Source organism: Kutzneria chonburiensis (assembly GCF_028622115.1).
Taxonomy (GTDB): Bacteria; Actinomycetota; Actinomycetes; order Mycobacteriales; family Pseudonocardiaceae; genus Kutzneria; species Kutzneria chonburiensis.
Genome location: NZ_CP097263.1, coordinates 994,748 through 1,013,216, shown reverse-complemented (window position 1 = coordinate 1,013,216; position 18,469 = coordinate 994,748). Strand labels below are relative to the sequence as shown.

Here is an 18,469-nt window from a genome sequence, read left to right as displayed (position 1 = left end):
ACTCATCGTCAGGCGTTCTGTTCCAGCCAGGGAACTACGGCCTGGACGAAGCCGTCGGGGTTGGTCATGGCCCGGCCGTTCATGCACGCGACGAGGTGGCCGACGCCGAGGAGGGAATCCCACGTGCGGGCCCGCTGGTAGGTGTCGGCGGAAACGGAGCGGCGGACGGTGTCCCAACCGTGCCACGCCATGAGGGCGGCGTCGATGGCGGGGTCGCCGGGCATGGCGAGGTCCCAATCGAGGATGCCGAGGAGCTTGCCGTCGGACGAGTAGTGGACGTTGGAACCGCCGAGGTCTCCATGGACCAAGGCGTCGGGGACGGGAGGCAGAGCGAGCGCGGCGTCCAGACGGCGGCGGACCTCGGGCTGCCAACGGGGAGGGAGCAGAGGCAACACGGCGGACTCGATGACGGTGGACCACGAAGGGCCGGCGGGGCGGTCGTCGAGGACGGCCAACAGGGATGGGGTCAACTCCACGGAGCGGACGGCGTCGAGGACCTCGGCGAGCTGGGACGGGGAGCCCTGACCTTCGGGGAGTGCAGTGCCGTCGACCCACGAGACGGCAACGGCGGCGCGGGAGTCGAAAAGGGTGACGGGGGTGAGGGGCTCGGGGATCTGGAAAGGGAGGCCAGAAGAAGCGAGCTGGTGAAGGACCTCGACGCGGCGGGGCATGAGAGAAGCGGCCAAAGGGCGCTTGCTGACACGGACGGCGGCGACGCCGGGGATGAGCAGCACGTCATGGACATTGCCGTCGGTGGCGACGAAAGCCGACGAGAGGCTGACGCCGGGCAGCAACTCGGCGGCGATGTCGAAGAGTTCCACGCGGCTACCGCCGGATGAGGCGGGCGATCTCGGTGCGCAGTCGCACGAAAGAGTCACTCCCCCGAGTAGTGATCTGGTCACGAGGCGAAGGCAGATCCACCTTCAAGGTCTCGACGACGGTAGCGGGCGACGGCGACAGGACCAGAACCCGGTCGGCCAGGTACACGCTCTCGTCGATGTCATGGGTGACAACGAGAACGGTCATCCCGGCCTCCCGGCGCACCTTGAGGACCAGGTCCTCCAGGTCGGCCCGGGTCTGGGCGTCGACGGAGGCGAAAGGCTCGTCCATGAGCATCAGGGCCGGACGGTAGGCCAGGGCCCGGGCGATGGAAACCCGTTGCTGCATACCGCCGGAGAGCTCGTGCGGGTGCTTGCCGGCAGCCGCGGAAAGGCCGACCCACTCGAGGGCCTCCTCGACGCGGGAACGGCGTTCCACAGTGGACAGACCACGGTCGCGCAACGGGAACTCGACGTTGGCGGAAACGGTCTTCCACGGCAGCAGAGAACGGCTGTAGTCCTGGAAGACGACGGCGAGATCCGACGGAACGCCGGAAACACGGTCGCCGTGCAGGAAGACGTCGCCCCGAGAGGCCGGCACCAGGCCGGCGATGCAGCGCAGCAAGGTGGACTTGCCGCAGCCGGACGGCCCGACGATGCAGACCAGCTCCCCCGGCTCGATGGCGAACGACACGTCCGACACGGCATCGACGGCACCGTAGGTGTGGCCGAGCCCGGCCACCGCCAACATGCTCACGGCCGGCTCCACGCCAGCGCCCTGTGCTCCACGGCGAGCAACCCCCTGTTGAGTAGATAGCCGAGCAGGCTGATCAACGCGATCCACGACCACATCCCGGGCAGGTCGGACGCCCCCTGCGCGGTGCCGAGCTGGTAGCCGATTCCGGAGGTGGCCCCGACGACTTCGGAGATGACCATCAGGATCAACGCGATGGACAGGCTGACCCGCAGCCCGGCGAAGATCTTCGGACCGGCCGCCGGCAGCACCACGCCGAACAGCCAGCGGGACCGGGAAAGCCGGAACACCCGGGCGGTGTCGGCCATCACGGGATCGACCGACCGGGCGCCGTCGACCGAGTTGAGCAGCACCGGCCACACCGCGCCGAACACGATGGTCGCCACCTCCATCTCGGTGCTGATGCCGAAGATCAGCATGAACACCGGCACCAGCAGCGGCGGCGGCAGGGTCCGCAGGAACGTGAACACGAACTCGAAGTAGTCGGCCACGGTCCGGGAACGGCCCAGCAGCACGCCGATCGCGATGCCCGACACCGACGCCGCCGCCCAACCGCCGAGCACTCGCAGCAGACTGGGTAGCACATCGGCCCCGAAATGCTGCGACGGCCACAGCCGAACGGCTGCCTCGGCGATTCGCAACGGTGGCGGAAAGTAGGGATTGCCGACCTCGACGGCGACCAATTGCCAGACGAGCAGGGCGCAGCAGAGAACGCCGGCCCGGATCCACCCGTTCACGCGGCCACCTCGCCACTGCCCCACGACACCCAACGCCTTTGCACGGCCAGGAAACCGGCGTTCACGACACAGCCGAACAGGCCGGCGAAGACGGTGGCGGCCAACACCACGTCCATTCGGCCGCCGCTGGTGCCCTGGAGGAATGCGTACTGACCGAGGCCGATGCTGCCGCCGGCGAGGAACTCGGTGCCGACGATGGCGATGAGCGTGATGGACGCGGAGATGCGAATACCGGTGACGACGAACGGCCCGATGCTGGGCAGCGTGACGCCGGTGAGACGACGCCAGCGGCTGACCCGGAAACACCGGGCGGTCTCCAGCAACCGGGGATCGACCTCGCCCAAGGCGTAGCTGGTGTTGAGCAGAATCGGCCAGGTGGCGGCGAACGCGGCCAGGGTGATCTTGGTCTGGGCGTCGGTGCCGAACAGGGCGATGGCCAACGGGATCAACGCCACGGCCGGCAGCGGCCGGAGGAACTCGACGATGGGCGTGCTGATCAACCGCACCAGCGGCACGGAACCCAGCAGCAGCCCCGACGCGACACCGACGACCGTGGCGCACAGCAGGGCGATGAACCACGACAGCACGGTGGAGATGGCGCCGGCCACGAAACGCGGCTCGGTGCCGAGCAAAGCGAAGCGCACCAACACTTCCGACGGCGGCGGCAGCACGCGGGTGTCGACGAGCCCCAGCCGGGCGGCGGCCTCCCACACGAGCAGGAAGCCGACCAGCCCGGCCAGTTTGCGGACCAGCGACATCAGCTGGACGGCGTGGGCAGCACGAGCGTGCTGGCGTCCATCGACTGCTGGAGATAGCCGTAGGTCTTCATCAGGGTGACCACGCGCTGCAACCGGGTGGCGTCGACCGAGGTCGGGAACACGCCGAGCTTGAGCAGCGAGGATGTCTGCTTGTCCACGCCGGTCAGGTCGGGTAGCACGGAGCTGATGGCGCTGCGGTCGGCGGCGGCCTTCTGGGCCTTGACCATGGCTTTCTGGAACGCGGCGACGGTGTCGGCGTGGGCGCCGATGAACTTGGACGACGCGATGTAGCCGGACAGCGGGATGTTGTCGGTGGCGCCGGTCACGATCTTGAAGGTGGGCTGCACGCCGAACTGCTGCTCACCCTGGGTGATGTACGGCTCGAGGTCGCCGCCGGCGTCGATCTGGCCGTTGGCCACCGCGGCGGGAATCTGAGGGAACTTCACCTCGACGAAGCTGACGGCGTTGGGGTCGACGCCGTTGTCCTGGAGCACGGCCCTGATCAGCAGCTCCACGATGTTGCCCTTGGCGTGCACCGAGACCTTCTTGCCGGCCAGGTCCTTCGGGGCGCGGATGCCGGAGTCCGGCTTGGCCAGCAGCACCAGGGAGTCGGGGGTGCCCTGGTAGGCGTCGGACACGACCTTGGCGTCCAGCGTCTTGGCCGCCGACGCCTGGAAGAACGACACGTAGTTCATCAGCGTGACGTCGATCTCGCCGGACTGCAGGGCCGGCATCGTCTGGTTCACCGACGGGTAGACCTTGACGTTGGCGTCGAGGCCCTGCTCGGTGAAGTAGCCCTTGGCCTGGGCCAGCTTCACCGGGGCGTCGTCGACGGTAGCGATGATGCCGATATTGATCTTCTGGTGGCCTGGCGCCGGCGCGGTCGTGTCGGCGCTGCCGCCGTTGAGCAGACTGCACCCTCCGACGGACAAAGCGGTCACGGCCAGCATCACGGCCCATCGAGTGGCGCGGGTAGCCATCGGCGGACTCTCCTTTAATCAACAGTTCTGAGCGGTACTCGGGGTGCGGTTGTGAAGGGAATGACCCATTCACGGGCAGATCTGGCCCGGAACGGGCACCACCGTAGCCGATCGAACACGGTGCGTGATTCAATCATGGACGCGGATGACACCCGACAGAGTGGAGATTTGCGGTACGTGCCAATTTTTGACCGCCCCGGACATCGGCACCGCTACCAGCCGTCACCACCCCTATACGGTGCAGGATCATCCCCAACGGCGGCCACCGCCGTCCAGACCCCCGAATGCTTGATCAGATTGCCCCGAAGGCACCACGATGCGCGTGACTGTCGTGCCCAGTACTCCGATCGGCGGTACGGAATGAGCCTCTCGCACTCCAAGATCCACCTTCGGCGGGGGACCGAGCTGACCGTGGGGGAGTGCTGACCGTGCGTGGTCCGGCCGACGAGGCTGAGGGCACCGGCGTCCGGTCCACCGAACCGGACGTCGGGGACAAAACGGGCGGCAGCTGGCGGCTGCGCAACTGGAAACTGGGCCGCAAGCTGGTGGTCATCCTGCTGGTGCCGGCGCTGAGCACGCTGACGCTGGCCGGTCTGCGCCTGTCCAGCCAGCTCGACGACGCCCGCCAGTACGGCGACGACCGCCAGCAGCTGGCCGTCGCCGGCCAGGCGGCCCAGGTGGTCGACCTGCTCCAGGCCGAGCGGGACTCGGTTGTGGCCTACATCGCCGCCGGCCGGGTCGACCAGCCGCCGAAGTTCGGCCCGGTGGACACGGCGGTCGACGCGCTGCGCGGCCAGCAGGCCACCGCGTCCGGCCCGGTGCGCGATGCCGTGGACAAGGCTTTGCAGCAGCTGGACGAGCTCGCCGCGCTGCGCAACAGCGCCGTCACGACCAGGTTGCCGGACGTCGCCGCGCTGACCACGTACACCCAGGTCGTCGATGCGCTGCTCCAGATCGTCCGCACCGCCGCGACGAACGTGAGTCATCCTCGACTGTCCCCTTTGGACGCCGCGGTGCAGGCGCTGACCGACGCCAAGGAGCAGCAGCGGCTGCAAGGCACGATCGTGGTCTCCGCCGCGCTGCACAAGCAGTTCGCGCCGGACCTGGCCGATCTGCTGCGGTCCGCGCAGGCCCGGTTCGCCGCCGACATGGAGGACTTCACCAACGCGGCCGACCCCGACAACCGCCAGCTGGTGCAGGACACCATCAGCGGCCCGGATGTCGACGAGCGCAACCGTGTGGTGCAGCTGGCTCTCGTGCAGGCCGGCGACGGCTCCGGCACGATCACCGTCAAAGCCGCCGACGTGCAGGCGCTGTCCACGACCACCGCCGCGTTGTTCACGCGGGTCGTCGGCCAGATCCAGGGCCAGGCCGACACCGTGTTGCGCACCCTGGCCCGGGCCGCGCGCGGCGCCGCGTTCCGCGACAGCGTGCTGGTCGTGCTGTCGCTGCTGATCGCCTTGGCGCTCACGGTTTTCGTCGCCCGCTCCATGCTGGTCCCGCTGCGCGTACTGCGCCGCAGCGCGCTGGAAGTGGCCCGTACCAAGCTGCCGGCGGCGATCGAGCGGATCATGCGCGACCGCGAGGCCGAGGGCGACGCCGTCGAGCCGGTGCCGGTGCACACCACCGAGGAGGTCGGCCAGGTCGCCCGGGCGTTCGACGCGGTGCAGCGCGAGGCCGTGCGGCTGGCCGGCGAGCAGGCCGCGCTGCGCGGCAACGTGAACGCGATGTTCGTCAACCTGTCCCGCCGCAGCCAGGCGCTGGTCGAGCGGCAGATCGGCGTGATCGACCGGCTGGAGCAGGACGAGCAGGACCCGGACCAGCTGGCCAGTCTGTTCGAGCTGGACCACCTGGCCACCCAGATGCGCCGCAACAGCGAGAACCTGCTGGTGCTGGCCGGCACCACGCTGACCCGCCGGGTGACCCGGCCGGTGCCGGTGGCCGAGGTGCTCGGCGCGGCCATGTCCGAGGTGGAGAAGTACGCCAGGGTGCAGATCGCGCCGGCGCCGGACCTGACCATCCAGGGCCGCGCGGTCAACGACATCACCCACCTGATCGCCGAGCTGCTGGACAACGCCACCGCGTTCTCGCCGCCGTCCAGCAAGGTCACCGTGCGGTCGGCCAAGATGCGCCGCGGCGAGCTGGCCGTGGAGATCCACGACCGCGGCGTCGGCATGCAGGAGGCCGACCTGGCGGCGGCCAACGAGCGCCTGGCCGATCCGGGCGAGGTGGACGTGACGGCGTCCCGCCAGATGGGCCTGTACGTGGTGGCGCAGCTGGCCAAGCGGCACGACATCAAGGTGCGGCTGCGGGACAACGCCGACATCGACGGCGGCGTCACCGCGCACGTGATCATCCCGGCCTCGCTGGTCGACCGGGCCGACACCGCGCCGGCGCTGCCGGCCGCGCCGCCGACCGTGGCCGCGGCGGCCACCCAGCGCACTCCCCTGCCCGAGCCGGACCTGCCGCAGGACATCGTCGGCCTGCCCAAGTGGATCCCGGGCCAGCTGCCGCCACTCGTCACGAACGTGCCGGTCGAGCCGACCGTGACGGAGTCGGTCGACCTGTTCGCGCCGCGCCGCAAGACACCGCCGGCCGAGCCGGAGGTGACGCCGGCCAGCAGCGTCGAGCCGTGGCCGACGCCACAGCGCCGCTTCGACTACGACGACCCGCCCACCGAGCGGCTGCCGATCTACCAGGAAGTGCTGTCCCAGTGGTTCCAGGTCCCGGCCGAGAAGGCGCCGGAGACCGCCGAAACGCCGGTCGAGGAGCCTCAGGACGTCACGGAGTCGGTGCCGGTCCCCCGGGCCGAGGGCGAGGAGCCGGCCGCCCAACCGATCCCGGTCGAGCAAGCACCGGCCGAGGAGCCGTCGACCAACGGCTGGCATTCGGCCGGTGACGACGGCTGGGCCAAGGCGAGCACCCTGCTGGCCAGGGAGCCGGACACCGTCACCGACGCCGGCCTGCCCAAGCGGGTGCCGAAGTCGCAGCTCGTGCCGGGTTCGGCCGCGCCGCGCCCGCAGGCCGTGCCGCTGGCCAGCGCCCCGCCGGCCATGCCACGCCGCTCCCCGACGCGCTGCGCGCCCGGATGTCCACGTACCAGCACGGTGTCAGCCTCGGCCGGCACTCCGCCCCGACGGCCGCCCCCGACGAGGCCATCGACGCCGGCTACACCCAGCCGACGACCTTCGGGCCGCCACCCGAGCAAGGCAAGGAGCAGTCGTGAGTTCCCCGTCCGACCAACAGACCGACCAGCAGGGCCAGCCGACCGATCAGCAGGTGACCGACTTCGGCTGGCTCATCGACGACTTCGTCGACCGGGTCGCCGGCGTGGCGCACGCCGTGGTGGTCTCCGCCGACGGCCTGGTGCTGTGCGCGACCGAGGGCCTGCCGCGCGACCGCGCGGACCAACTGGCTGCGGTTTCGTCCGGTCTGGTCAGCCTGGTGGCCGGCGCCGCGCGGGTCTTCGAGGCCGGAACGGTGAACCAGACGGTCGTCGAAATGGAGCGCGGGTATCTTTTCCTGATGTCCATCAGCGACGGGTCGTGCCTCGCCGTGCTCGCGGCGCCCGGCTGCGAGATCGGACTGGTCGGGTACGCCATGGCCAGGCTGGTGGAACGGGTCGGCCAGCAGCTCACCCCCGAGCTGCGGGAGCAGTTGCAGTTGGCCGCGGTGCGCCGATGAGCGCGGCGCGGCGGTTCTAGAGGGCTGGAGCCGAGTGGAATCAGGACAGGGCCGGGGCGCGCAGGTCGCCCGGCAGGCGACGACGTCGGCCAAGATCGTGGTCGCGGGCGGGTTCGGTGTCGGCAAGACGACCTTCGTCGGGTCGGTGTCGGAGATCGTGCCGTTGACCACCGAGGCGGTGATGACCGAGGCCAGTCTGGGCGTCGACGACCTGTCGGCGACGCCGAACAAGGTCACCACCACCGTGGCGATGGACTTCGGCCGCGTCTCGTTGGACAGCGATCTCATCCTGTATCTGTTCGGCACGCCGGGCCAGCACCGCTTCTGGTTCATGTGGGACGACCTGGTGCGGGGCGCGATCGGCGCGGTGGTGCTGGTGGACACCCGGCGGCTGGCCGACGCGTTCGCCTCGATCGACTTCTTCGACGACCGGCAGCTGCCGTACGTCGTCGCGGTGAACTGCTTCGACGGCATGCTGCACCACCGCATCGACGACGTCCGGGACGCGCTGACCATCGACGAGTCGGTGCCCATCGTGACCTGTGACGCCCGTAACCGGGAGTCGACCAAGCAGACGCTGATCACGCTGGTCGAGCACTCCATGCGGAAGTGGATGACCGTACGGGCGTGACCCACCCGGCACGGCCCCGCCGTCATGCAGGGAAGGACGCCTTACCTGCGTTCAACGCAGGTAAGGCGTCCTTCCCTGCATCGCGGGGTGCGCGGGGGCGGGCGGCTGGTTCGGTAGGCTGAGAAGCACATAAGATCTTGCAGTCGTGATGATGGGTGGCTGATGGATTCCACGAACGCCGGCCTGGACGTGTCGTCCAGCCACCTGAACGGGGAGCTGCCGACCCGCACCGCGGCGGCGGTCGCGGCCGGCAATCTGGCGGCCAAGCTGTCCAAGGCGACCGGTCGCGCCGGCGGCATCATCGGCGGCCGCGTGACGCTGGCCCTTGACCCGCACGCGCTGGCCCGGCTGTGCAAGGACCGCACGGTCGCCCTGGTCACCGGCACCAACGGCAAGACCACCACGACCATGATGCTGGCCAAGGCGATGAGCGTGATCGCGCCGGTTGCCACCAACCACAGCGGCGCCAACATGCCCGACGGCCTGGTCGCCGCGCTGTCGACCGACCAGACCGCGCCGGTCGGCGTGCTGGAGATCGACGAGAACTACCTGCCGAAGATCTCCGACGCGGTGCAGCCCGCGGTCATCGTGCTGCTGAACCTGAGCCGGGACCAGATGGACCGGGTCGGCGAGGTCCGGCACACCGAGCGCAACCTGCGCACGGCCATCTCCCGGCTGCACAACACCACCGTCGTGGCCAACTGCGACGACGTGCTGGTCACCTCGGCGGCCATCGACGCCGCCAGCACCATCTGGGTCAGCGCCGGCGGCAACTGGCGCGGCGACTCGACCTCGTGCCCGCGCTGCGGCATGCGGGTGCACGGCGGCGCCACCGACTGGTACTGCGACTGCGGCTTCCGCCGCCCCAACCCGACCTGGTCGGTCGTCGACGGCAAGATGACCAGCCCGACCGGCGAGTCCTTCGAGCTGGCCCTGCGCCTGCCGGGCAGCGCCAACGAGGCCGACGCCACGCTGGCCCTGGCCGCGTCCACCCACCTCGGGGTGCCGCTGCGGCCGGCGCTGGAGCGGATCCGCACCATCACCGGCGTCGGCGGCCGCTACACCACGCTGACCCGCAACGACCGGGTGGTGCGGCTGCTGCTGGCCAAGAACCCGGCCGGCTGGGCCGAGACGCTGCCGCTGCTGGCCAAGAGCCCGGAGCACCCGGTGATCATCGCGATCAACGGCCGCGAGGCCGACGGCCGGGACAAGTCGTGGCTGTGGGACGTGCCGTTCGAGCGGCTACAGGGCCGGACCGTGATCGCCACCGGCGAGCGGTCGGCCGACCTGGCCGTGAGGCTGACCTACGCCGACGTCCGGCACACCCACGTGCCCGACCCGTACCAGGCGATCGACTCGGTGGCGCCGGGCGCGGTCGAGCTGGTGGCCAACTACACCGCGTTCCGGGACCTGAAGTCGGGGTTGAGCAGCAATGGTTCGTGACTCTGTCGTCCGCATCGGCCTGGTGCTGCCCGATGTGCTGGGCACCTACGGCGACTCCGGCAACGCGACCGTGCTGCGCAAGCGGCTGGAGTGGCGCGGCTACCGGGCCGAGGTCGTGGACCTCGCGGTCGGCGAGACCGTGCCCAACTCGCTGGACTTCTACCTGCTCGGCGGCGGCGAGGACCGGGCGCAGACGCTGGCCGTCGCGCACCTGACCGCCAACCCCGGCATGCAGGAGGCGGCCTCGCGTGGCGCTGTCGTGCTGGCCATCTGCGCCGGCCTCCAGATCCTCGGCCACGACTTCACCGGCACCGACGGCGTCACGCACCGCGGCCTGAGCCTGCTGGACGTGCGGACCACGCCCGGCACCGGCGCGCGGGCCGTCGGCGAGCTGCTGACCACGCCGGACCCGGCGCTGCTGCAGTCGTCGATGACCGGCTTCGAGAACCACCAGGGCCACACGCAGGTCGGCCCGGGCTCGCGGGCGCTGTCCAAGGTCGTGTACGGCACCGGCAACGGCGACGGCGCGGACGGGGCCTACAACGGGCACGTCGTCGGCACGTACATGCACGGCCCGGTGCTGGCCCGCAACCCCGAGTTCGCGGACCTGCTGCTGGGCTGGGCGGTCGGCGAGCCGCTGGCCCCGCTGGACATCCCGGTGATCGAGAAGCTGCGGGACGAGCGGAAGCGGGCCGTGCAGGCGCTGGCCACCCGGCGCAAGCGGCTGCTCCGCTTCTGACGGTGTCCGAGCAACCCCGTCCGGCGTTGGCCTCGCTCGGACTGAGCCCGCTCAGCCCGGTGTCCAGCCGCGCCGACCTGGTGGCCGATTCGATCAGGACGGCGATACTGGCCGGCCGGATCCGGCCCGGTGACACGCTGGTGGAGCGACGGCTGGCGGCCGAGTTGGGCGTGTCCAAGACGCCGGTCCGGGAAGCGTTGATCATGCTGGCGGCCGGCGGCCTTGTCGTGCTGACGCCCAGCCGCGGCACCTCGGTGCGGCTGTTGGACGCCACCGACCTGCGCAAGGTCCAGGAGGTCCGGCTGCTGCTGGAGCCGTGGGCCGTGGCCGCCACGACCCGGCTCGGCGTGGACGTCGGGCCGGCCCGGGCGGCATTGGCCCGGTCGGCCGCGCACCTGGACACCGTGGATCACGGCGAGCTGAGCGTGGCCAACCGGGACTTCCACCGGGCGCTGTATGCCGGCTGTGGCAACGAGTTCGTCATCGCCAGCCTGGACGGCGTACGGGATCTGGCCGCGCTGGCGGCGGTGAGCCTGCTGTGGCCGCACTGGCCGACCTGGCGTGAGGAGCACGTGGAGCACGAGCGCATCCTCAAGGCCGTCGACGCCGGGGACGCCGATTCGGCCCAACGCCTTACGCGGCAGCATATTGAGCTGTCAGGACAGCGGGCGGTCGAGGTCGTCAGCTAGATTGACCCCACAACCATCGGGGGGATTCGATCATGGACGACATGTGGATGCTGTCGGTCGCGGCTGAGCTGATCAATCGCGGGACGGCACCGGAATCGCCGGCCCTCGGTCATCTCGAGGAGCTGGTCCGGGCCGTGCCCTCGCTGGCCGACGCCTTGGACGCGGCCCGGACGGGCGAGGACAAGTTCCGCCTCGGCGAGGCGTTGGCCGAGGAGCTCGGCTTCGCCTACGAGGAGAGCGAGCCGTTCGCCGAGCGGCTCGACGCGATCTGGCCGCACGTGCTGTTCGCCCCGAGGACACCGGTCGCGCGCCACGCGGCCCCGAACAACGTGGTGATCGGCACCGCTGGCACGGTCCTCCAAGCCGGCGACATCAGCGGCCACATCAACTTCGGCCGTTAGCCCACCGACTTCAGCCACGCGGCGACCTCGGCCCGGCCGGCGGTCGGCAGCTCGCTGATCGGCGGGCGCACGGTGCGTGTGCACAGGTCGAGCTGGGCCAGGGCTTCCTTCACGACCGTCACGTTGTCGGCGCTGCCCTTGGCGGCGCGGAGGTCCTCGAACGGCTTGAGCTTGCGCCACAACGTCATCGCGGCTGAGCGGTCGCCGTCGCGCAGGGCGGCGAGCAGGTGCAGCGACAGCTCGGGGGTGACGTTGGCCAGGCCGGAGGTGAAGCCCTCGGCGCCGACGGGCCAGAAGAACGGGGCCCAGGTCTCGGCCAGCCCACAGATCCACACCAGCCGGTCGGCGCCGGCGGCGTCCTCGACGACGGCGACGGCCTGGCCGAAGGCCACCGGGTCGGGCACGGCGTGCTTGACGCCGACGAAGTTGGGGGTGACGCGGGCCAGCTCGGCCAGCGCCCCGGCCGGGATGTGCGGGCTGCGCAGGTAGCAGACGACGCCGAGTTCGGGCACGGCGTCGGCGACCGCGCGGTGGTAGTCGACCCAGCCTTCGGCCGAAAGGTACGGGTGCACCGGCTGGTGGACCATGATCGCCCGCGCGCCCAGGTCGGCGGCCGTGCGAGCCGATTCGACGGCCGTCCGCACGTCGTAGCCGACCCCGGCGACGACGAGCGCCCGGTCCCCGGCCTCCTCGACGGTCAGCGCCAGCGCGTGGTCCCGTTCGGCGGCGGTGAGCGAGTAGAACTCGCTGGTGTTGCCGTTCGGCGTGACCACGTCAATGCCGGCGTCCAAGGTCCGGCGCAGCACCGACCGGTAGGCCTCGTCGTCGACATCGCCGGCCGCGTCGAACGGGGTCACGGTGATCATCACCACGGACCGCAGCGCCCGCTTGACGTCCTCGAGCATGGCCACCCTCTCTCGTTGGTATCTGGTATACCAACATAGACGAGCGGCCCAGCGGCGGCAATAACGGACGTCGAATGGCGCATTGCTACTGACGCGGACATGCACCTATCCGAGGTATTCAGTGCGCGTCCGCCCGCCGAAACCGCCACCCATGCGATACGGTGGGAATGAGCCCGGTAAATAGGTCGTACGTCAGGTGGAGCAACCATGGCACAGAAGACCATCGTCGAACTCGTCGACGATCTGGACGGCGGTGTTGCCGCGGAGAGCGTCGCATTCGGCCTGGACGGCGTCGAGTACAACATCGATCTGTCCTCGGCGAACGCAAAACGACTGCGCGATTCGCTGTCGGTCTATGTGGACAGCGCACGCAGGGTGGGCGGCCGCAAGCAGCGGGCGATCGGCAAGCCCACCGGCCGCACCGGCGACAAGGCACAGAACCAGGCGATCCGGGAATGGGCGCGCAGCCAGGGCGCGCAGATCTCCGATCGCGGCCGCATCCCGGCCGACCTGGTCGCCCGATTCCAGGCCGCGCATTGAGAGCAAGTTGACGGGTGAGCTGTGCCAGCGGAAAGCGCTGGCACAGCTCACCCGTGCTGTTCTGCGGGGCTCGCGTCCCCTAGGCAGGACGGGCCCCGCCCCCTGCACCCCCGAAATCCCCGCCCCCGCCGACGCTCGCCGTACTTAGTCTAGCCTTACCTTACCTACGGGCAAGGGAGGCGCGGGTGAGCACGACCGGACGGGACGTACTCCGCCGTTCGATCGCCGGGCAACGACGACAGCTGATCGCGGCATCGCTGCTGACCGCGGGCCACCAGGGCGGCGAGGCGCTGGTGCCGGTGGTCATCGGCGTGGTGATCGACCAGGCCGTGGCCGGTGCCTCGGTGCTGACGCTGGTGTTGTCCCTGGCGGTCCTCGGCCTGCTGTTCGCCGGGCTGTCGACCAGCTACCGCTGGGGCGCGCGGTTCGCCGAGCGTGGCGCCGAACGGGCCGCCCATGAGCTGCGGCTGGACATCACGCGCCGGGTGTTGCACCCGGGCGGCGGGGCCGAGGCTTTGGCCGGCGAGCTGGTCAGCATCGGGACCTCGGACGCCAAACGGGTCGGCGCGCTCAACGGCGTGCTGCCGTTCGGCGCCGCCGGTCTGGCCGGCCTGCTGGTCACGGCGATCGCGCTGCTCACCCGGTCCATTCCGTTGGGGCTGCTGGTGCTGCTGGGCACGCCGCCGATCTTGTACATCGCCCACGTGATCGGGAAGCCGCTGGAACGCCGCAGCGAGGCCGAGCAGGAGCGTTCGGCCTTCGCCTCCGGCGTCGCCACGGACCTGGTCGCCGGGCTGCGCGTGCTCAAGGGCGTCGGTGCGGAGCGGGCGGCGGTCGACCGTTATCGCCGGACCAGCCAGGATTCGCTGCGCGCGACGCTGCGGGCCGCGCGGGCCCAGGCCTGGCACAACGGGGCGCTGCTCGCGCTGACCGGGATCTTCATCGCCGTGGTCGCGCTGGTCGGCGGCAATCTCGCCGCGGCAGGGTCGATCAGCATCGGCGACCTGGTCGCCGCGGTCGGCCTGGCCCAGTACCTGATCACGCCGTTCTCGATCTTCTCCTGGGTCAACGGCGAGCTGGCGCAGGCCCGGGCCTCGGCCGGGCGCATCGCCGACGTGCTCACCGCGCCGCCGGCGGTCGTCGCGGGGTCGGGCGATCTGCCGACACCGTCCGCCGGGCACGTGCGGGTTCGGGCGTTGAGCCGTGGCGCGCTGCGGGAGGTCGAGTTCGAGGCCCGGCCGGGTGAGCTGCTCGGCGTGGTCGCGACCGATCCCGCCGCCGCCACCGACCTGCTCGACTGCCTGGGGCGCAGTGTGGATCCGGTTGCCGGCTCGGTGTCGGTCGACGCCGTCGATCTGTCCACTGTGGATCCCAGCCGGGTGCGGGAGGTGGTCCTGATCGCCTCGCACGACGCCGACCTGTTCGCCGGCACGATCGCCGAGAACGTCTCAGGGCCTGTTACGGAGGAAGCGCTGACTGCGTCGGCGGTCGACGAGGTGGCCAGCGCGCTGCCCGACGGCGTCGCGACTCTGGTGACCGAGCGCGGGCGGTCGCTGTCCGGCGGGCAGCGCCAACGCGTCGCGCTGGCCCGCGCGTTAGCCGTCGACGCCCCCGTGCTGGTGTTGCACGACCCGACCACCGCGGTCGACACCGTCACCGAGGCGCGGATCGCCGCCGGTCTGGCCGAGCTGCGACGCGGCCGTACGACGATCATCGTGACCACCAGCCCGGCGTTGCTGGCCGCGACGGATCGGGTGGTGCTGCTCGATGACGGGCGGATAGTCGAGCAAGGCAGCCATGCCGTGCTCACGGCGCGCGCCGACTACCGGGCGGCGGTGCTGGCATGACCCGTCAACTCCTCCCCGTGGCCGACGGCCGCCGCGTTCGCGCCGTCCTCGGCTCGTTGTTGGGCCAGGCCAAGGGCCGCACCGCGGCCGCGTTCGGCATGCTGGTCATCGCCACCGCGATCGGCCTGCTCACCGCTCCCCTGCTCGGCCGGATCGTCGACCTCGTCGCCGCTCGGCAGCCGGCCACCTCCCTGGTCACGCCGGTGGTGGCGCTGGTCGTGGTCGCTGTGGCCGGTGCCGCGGCGACGGCGCTGGGCCTGTCGCTGGTGGCGCGGCTGGGCGAGACGATCCTGGCCGAGCTGCGCGAGCGATTCGTCGCCCGTGCCTTGGGCCTGCCGTTGGACCAGCTGGAAAAGGCCGGCTCCGGCGACCTCACGACGCGCGTCACCAATGACGTTTCGGTCGTCGCCGACGCCGTCCGGCAGGCGCTGCCGGAGCTGGGCCGGTCGGTGCTGACCGTCGTGCTCACGCTGGGCGCGCTGGCCGTCCTGGACTGGCGGTTCCTGCTGGCCGCGCTGGTCGCCGTGCCGGTGCAGCTGCACACCGTGCGGTGGTACCTGCCGCTGGCCAAGCCGCTGTACGCCAGGCAGCGTGAAGCCGTTGGCACGCAACAGCAACAGCTGCTGGACACGATCGGCGGCGCGCGGACCGTACGGGCCTTCCGGCTGTCCGACAGCCATCTGGACCGGGTGCGGGAACGCTCCGACGGCGCGGTCGGCCTTGCGCTGCAAGGGGTTCGGCTGGTCACGCGGTTCTACACCCGGCTCAACCTGGCCGAGTTCATCGGGTTGTCGGCCGTGCTGGCCATGGGTTTCGTGCTGGTCGGGGCCAACCTGGCGACGGTGGGCGTGGCCACCGCCGCCGCGCTGTACTTCCACAGCCTGTTCGGGCCGATCACCACCGCGCTGGCGCTGGTCGACGACGCCCAGGCCGCCACGGCCAGCCTGTCCCGGCTGATCGGCGTGGCCGACCTGCCGCCGGCGGCCGAGCCGGTCACGCCGTCCCGTCCGGTCGACGCCTCGGTCAAGACCGCCGGGGCCGGATTCTCCTATGTGGACGGGCATCCGGTGCTGCGGGACGTGGACATCGCCGTCGCGCCGGGCGAGCGGGTGGCGCTGGTCGGGGCCAGCGGGGCCGGCAAGACCACGCTGGCCAAGCTGATCGCCGGCATCCACCGGCCCACCGCCGGGTCGATCACGCTCGGCGGCGTGCCGCTGGCGGATCTCGGCTCGGACGGCATCCGCCGCACCGTGGCGCTGATCAGCCAGGAGGTGCACGTCTTCGCCGGTCCGCTGGCCGAGGACCTGCGCCTGGCCCGGCCGGCCGCGAGTGACGACGAGCTGCGGGCGGCGTTGACCAAGGTCGGCGCACTGTCCTGGGTGGACGGTCTGCCCGACGGCCTCGGCACCGTGGTCGGCGAGGGCGGACACCAGTTGACCGTGACTCATGCCCAGCAATTGGCCTTGGCGCGTCTGGTGTTGGCCGATCCGCCGATCGCCATTCTCGACGAGGCCACCGCCGACGCCGGCAGCGCCGGTTCCCGCGTTCTGGAGGCTTCGGCCGCCGCGGCATTGGCCGGCCGGACCGCATTGGTTGTGGCCCACCGGCTCACGCAGGCCGCGGCGTCCGATCGCATTGTCGTGCTCGATGCCGGCGCGGTGGTGGAAACCGGCACCCACGAGGAATTGGTGGCCGGCGGCGGCCAATACGCCAAGCTCTGGACCGCCTGGTCCGGACAACGGAACTAACGGCGTGAAGGCGGCTTTCCTCCACTCCGAGTGCAGGAAGGCCCCCATCCAAACGGCGACGGCCCGCCGGGAGGGATTCTCCCGGCGGGCCGTCCGGCCGGCCGGACTACAAATCCATCGCGTCGGCCAGCGACTTCGGCCGCATATCCGTCCAGTTGGCCTCTACGTGATCAAGGCACGCCGGCCGCGTGTCGGGACCGAACGCGACGGTCCAGCCGGCCGGCACGTCGATGGCCGCCGGCCACAGGCTGTGCTGGCGCTCGGCGTTCACCAGCACCACATACGTGCCGTCCTGATCCTCGAACGGATTCGTCATAGCGGCCTCCTCAGGCGGTGATGTCGGTGCGGGCGCCCTTGACGACCTCGACCAGCTTCTGGATCACCGGCGTGGCCAGCACCGGGTTGAAGCGCGGCTCGGTCGACCAGTCGGCGACCTGGCCGGCCTTGACCGCCGGGATCTGGGCCCAGGTCGGGATCTGCGCCAGCTGCTGCTTGGACAGCGCGAAGGTGCGGCTGTCGGACAGGATCAGGTCGGCCGGGTACTTGCCGGCCTGCTCCCAGCTCAGCGTCTCGAAGTAGTCGTCGGGGCCGGCGCCGTTGACGATGTCCAGGCCGAGGTCGCGGTAGTAGGACAGGTCGGCGAAGAACTCCGGCTTGCAGACGTACAGGTTGTCCTTGTCGCTGGAGACGACCAGCACCTTCAGGCCCGGCTTGGCCTTGATCGCCGCCTTCAGGTCGTCGGAGGCCTGCTGGAAGTCGGCCTTGGCCTTGGTGATGGCCGGCGAGTTGGCGTCACCGCCCAGCGCCACCGCGAGCTGCTCGTAGCGCTGGATCGCCTTGGGCAGCGTGACCTTGTACTCGGACAGCGCGAGGACCGGCGCCAGCTGCTGCACCTTGGCGGCGAGATCGTCCTTGATCACCCACAGGTCGGTCGGCTTGGCCCCGGTCAGGCCGGTGACCACCAGATCCGGCTTGAGCGCGGCGAACTTCTCCAGGCTGAAGTCGTCCCAGGCGTTGCCGATCGAGGTCTCGGCGCTCAGGTCGACGTTGCCGACCTGGATCTCCTTCTTGCCGTCGGCCGTCTTCTGCGGACCGAACACGCCGATCGCGTGCACGCCGTAGTCCCACAGCGCGGCGGCGGAGCTGGCGTAGGCGACGACGCGGGTGGGGCGCTGGTCGCGGGAGACCTTCTGGTTGCGGTCGTCGGTGAACGACCACGGCCCGCCGGCAGTCGCGGGCTGCGCGCCGCCGTTGCCGCAGGCGGCCAGGGCGACGGTGGCCGCGATCCCGCCCGCCCCGATCAGGAATCCACGTCTGCTGAGCATCATGACCTCTCGCCGGATCTTAGGGTAGGCATACCTTAGTTAGTGGCCGCGGCGGCGGCAACCGCCCGGCCCGTGCGCTGCGTCGCGTCGCCCGGCACCGGCTCGGCCGGGTCATGGCCGAGGTGGACCTGCCGGTTGTCCGCGTCCACGTGCACCACCCGCGGCTTGTGGTGCGCCCGCTCGGCGTCGTCGACCTGGGCGTAGGTGATGATGATCACGAGGTCGCCCGGGTGCACGAGGTGCGCGGCGGCGCCGTTGACGCCGATCACGCCGGAGCCGGGCTCGCCGGTGATGGCGTAGGTCTCCAGGCGCGCGCCGTTGGTGATGTCGACGATCTGGACCCGCTCGCCCTCCACGATGTCGGCCGCCGCCATCAGGTCGGCGTCGATGGTCAGCGAGCCGACGTAGTGCAGGTCGGCCTGGGTCACCGTGGCCCGGTGGATCTTGCCGTTCATCAGCGTGCGGTGCAT

The 18,469-nt window shown here is 70.8% G+C and carries 18 protein-coding genes and 1 pseudogene; 10 read left to right on the top strand and 9 right to left on the bottom strand.

Translation table 11 applies throughout. The features are described 5' to 3' along the window. Nucleotides 1–8: 8 nt before the first annotated feature. From M3Q35_RS04795 to M3Q35_RS04775, 5 genes are read right to left on the bottom strand one after another with little or no spacing between them, the layout of a single operon-like run. Entirely contained in the window at nucleotides 9–821 is an 813-nt protein-coding gene (locus M3Q35_RS04795) for a phosphotransferase family protein (RefSeq protein ID WP_273940384.1), read from the bottom strand. A gap of 4 nt (nucleotides 822–825) precedes the next feature. Then, nucleotides 826–1,569 (bottom strand): ABC transporter ATP-binding protein, encoded by a 744-nt coding sequence (locus tag M3Q35_RS04790; protein WP_273944255.1) that lies wholly within the window; start codon nucleotides 1,567–1,569, stop codon nucleotides 826–828. A gap of 2 nt (nucleotides 1,570–1,571) precedes the next feature. Continuing rightward, nucleotides 1,572–2,309, bottom strand: coding sequence for an ABC transporter permease (locus tag M3Q35_RS04785; RefSeq protein ID WP_273940383.1), 738 nt, complete (start codon nucleotides 2,307–2,309; stop codon nucleotides 1,572–1,574). Further along, nucleotides 2,306–3,067: an ABC transporter permease gene (locus M3Q35_RS04780; RefSeq protein WP_273940382.1), complete on the bottom strand. Its 762-nt coding sequence runs from the start codon at nucleotides 3,065–3,067 to the stop codon at nucleotides 2,306–2,308. The genes M3Q35_RS04785 and M3Q35_RS04780 overlap by 4 nt, the downstream gene beginning before the upstream one ends. Then, a complete protein-coding gene (locus tag M3Q35_RS04775) occupies nucleotides 3,067–4,047 on the bottom strand; it encodes an ABC transporter substrate-binding protein (protein WP_273940381.1) in 981 nt (326 codons plus the stop codon). Before M3Q35_RS04775 ends, M3Q35_RS04780 begins: the two co-directional genes overlap by 1 nt. Nucleotides 4,048–4,466: 419 nt before the next feature. Between M3Q35_RS04775 and M3Q35_RS04770 the strand changes: the two are divergent. From M3Q35_RS04770 to M3Q35_RS04740, 7 genes and pseudogenes are all read left to right on the top strand, one after another. Beyond that, a pseudogene (locus M3Q35_RS04770) lies at nucleotides 4,467–6,350 on the top strand (sensor histidine kinase); the annotation flags it as partial. A gap of 976 nt (nucleotides 6,351–7,326) precedes the next feature. Continuing rightward, a complete protein-coding gene (locus M3Q35_RS04765) occupies nucleotides 7,327–7,731 on the top strand; it encodes a roadblock/LC7 domain-containing protein (protein ID WP_273944254.1) in 405 nt (134 codons plus the stop codon). 34 nt (nucleotides 7,732–7,765) lie between these two features. Further along, nucleotides 7,766–8,362 (top strand): GTP-binding protein, encoded by a 597-nt coding sequence (locus M3Q35_RS04760; protein WP_273940380.1) that lies wholly within the window; start codon nucleotides 7,766–7,768, stop codon nucleotides 8,360–8,362. A gap of 162 nt (nucleotides 8,363–8,524) precedes the next feature. After that, the gene (locus M3Q35_RS04755) at nucleotides 8,525–9,805 is read left to right on the top strand and encodes a DUF1727 domain-containing protein (protein WP_273940379.1); all 1,281 of its coding nucleotides are present in this window, start codon (nucleotides 8,525–8,527) and stop codon (nucleotides 9,803–9,805) included. Further along, complete coding sequence (locus M3Q35_RS04750) at nucleotides 9,795–10,544, top strand: type 1 glutamine amidotransferase (RefSeq protein ID WP_273940378.1); 750 nt, start codon at nucleotides 9,795–9,797, stop codon at nucleotides 10,542–10,544. The genes M3Q35_RS04755 and M3Q35_RS04750 overlap by 11 nt, the downstream gene beginning before the upstream one ends. A 2-nt stretch (nucleotides 10,545–10,546) precedes the next feature. After that, complete coding sequence (locus M3Q35_RS04745; protein ID WP_273940377.1) at nucleotides 10,547–11,233, top strand: GntR family transcriptional regulator; 687 nt, start codon at nucleotides 10,547–10,549, stop codon at nucleotides 11,231–11,233. A 32-nt stretch (nucleotides 11,234–11,265) separates the two neighbouring features. Then, a complete protein-coding gene (locus tag M3Q35_RS04740; protein WP_273940376.1) occupies nucleotides 11,266–11,634 on the top strand; it encodes a hypothetical protein in 369 nt (122 codons plus the stop codon). Here M3Q35_RS04740 and M3Q35_RS04735 read toward each other — a convergent pair. After that, entirely contained in the window at nucleotides 11,631–12,539 is a 909-nt protein-coding gene (locus M3Q35_RS04735) for a dihydrodipicolinate synthase family protein (protein WP_273944253.1), read from the bottom strand. The two genes, M3Q35_RS04740 and M3Q35_RS04735, sit on opposite strands and share 4 nt — an antisense overlap. Nucleotides 12,540–12,746: 207 nt before the next feature. On the opposite strand from M3Q35_RS04735, the gene M3Q35_RS04730 reads away from it, so the two are divergent. The 3 genes from M3Q35_RS04730 to M3Q35_RS04720 all read left to right on the top strand — a co-directional run bounded on the left by M3Q35_RS04730 (nucleotide 12,747) and on the right by M3Q35_RS04720 (nucleotide 16,674). After that, nucleotides 12,747–13,079, top strand: a complete 333-nt coding sequence (locus tag M3Q35_RS04730; RefSeq protein WP_273940375.1) for a histone-like nucleoid-structuring protein Lsr2 — start codon at nucleotides 12,747–12,749, stop codon at nucleotides 13,077–13,079. Between the two features lie 185 nt (nucleotides 13,080–13,264). Further along, nucleotides 13,265–14,926, top strand: coding sequence for an ABC transporter ATP-binding protein (locus M3Q35_RS04725; protein ID WP_273940374.1), 1,662 nt, complete (start codon nucleotides 13,265–13,267; stop codon nucleotides 14,924–14,926). Further along, nucleotides 14,923–16,674, top strand: coding sequence for an ABC transporter ATP-binding protein (locus M3Q35_RS04720; RefSeq protein ID WP_273940373.1), 1,752 nt, complete (start codon nucleotides 14,923–14,925; stop codon nucleotides 16,672–16,674). Before M3Q35_RS04725 ends, M3Q35_RS04720 begins: the two co-directional genes overlap by 4 nt. 106 nt (nucleotides 16,675–16,780) lie before the next feature. Here the strand turns inward: M3Q35_RS04720 and M3Q35_RS04715 are convergent, their stop codons facing one another. From M3Q35_RS04715 to panD, 3 genes are read right to left on the bottom strand one after another with little or no spacing between them, the layout of a single operon-like run. Continuing rightward, nucleotides 16,781–16,990, bottom strand: a complete 210-nt coding sequence (locus tag M3Q35_RS04715; RefSeq protein WP_273940372.1) for an MbtH family protein — start codon at nucleotides 16,988–16,990, stop codon at nucleotides 16,781–16,783. A 10-nt stretch (nucleotides 16,991–17,000) separates the two neighbouring features. Next, nucleotides 17,001–18,002, bottom strand: a complete 1,002-nt coding sequence (locus M3Q35_RS04710; protein WP_273940371.1) for an ABC transporter substrate-binding protein — start codon at nucleotides 18,000–18,002, stop codon at nucleotides 17,001–17,003. Nucleotides 18,003–18,034: 32 nt separating this feature from the next. Continuing rightward, nucleotides 18,035–18,469: an aspartate 1-decarboxylase gene (gene panD, locus M3Q35_RS04705; protein ID WP_273940370.1), complete on the bottom strand. Its 435-nt coding sequence runs from the start codon at nucleotides 18,467–18,469 to the stop codon at nucleotides 18,035–18,037.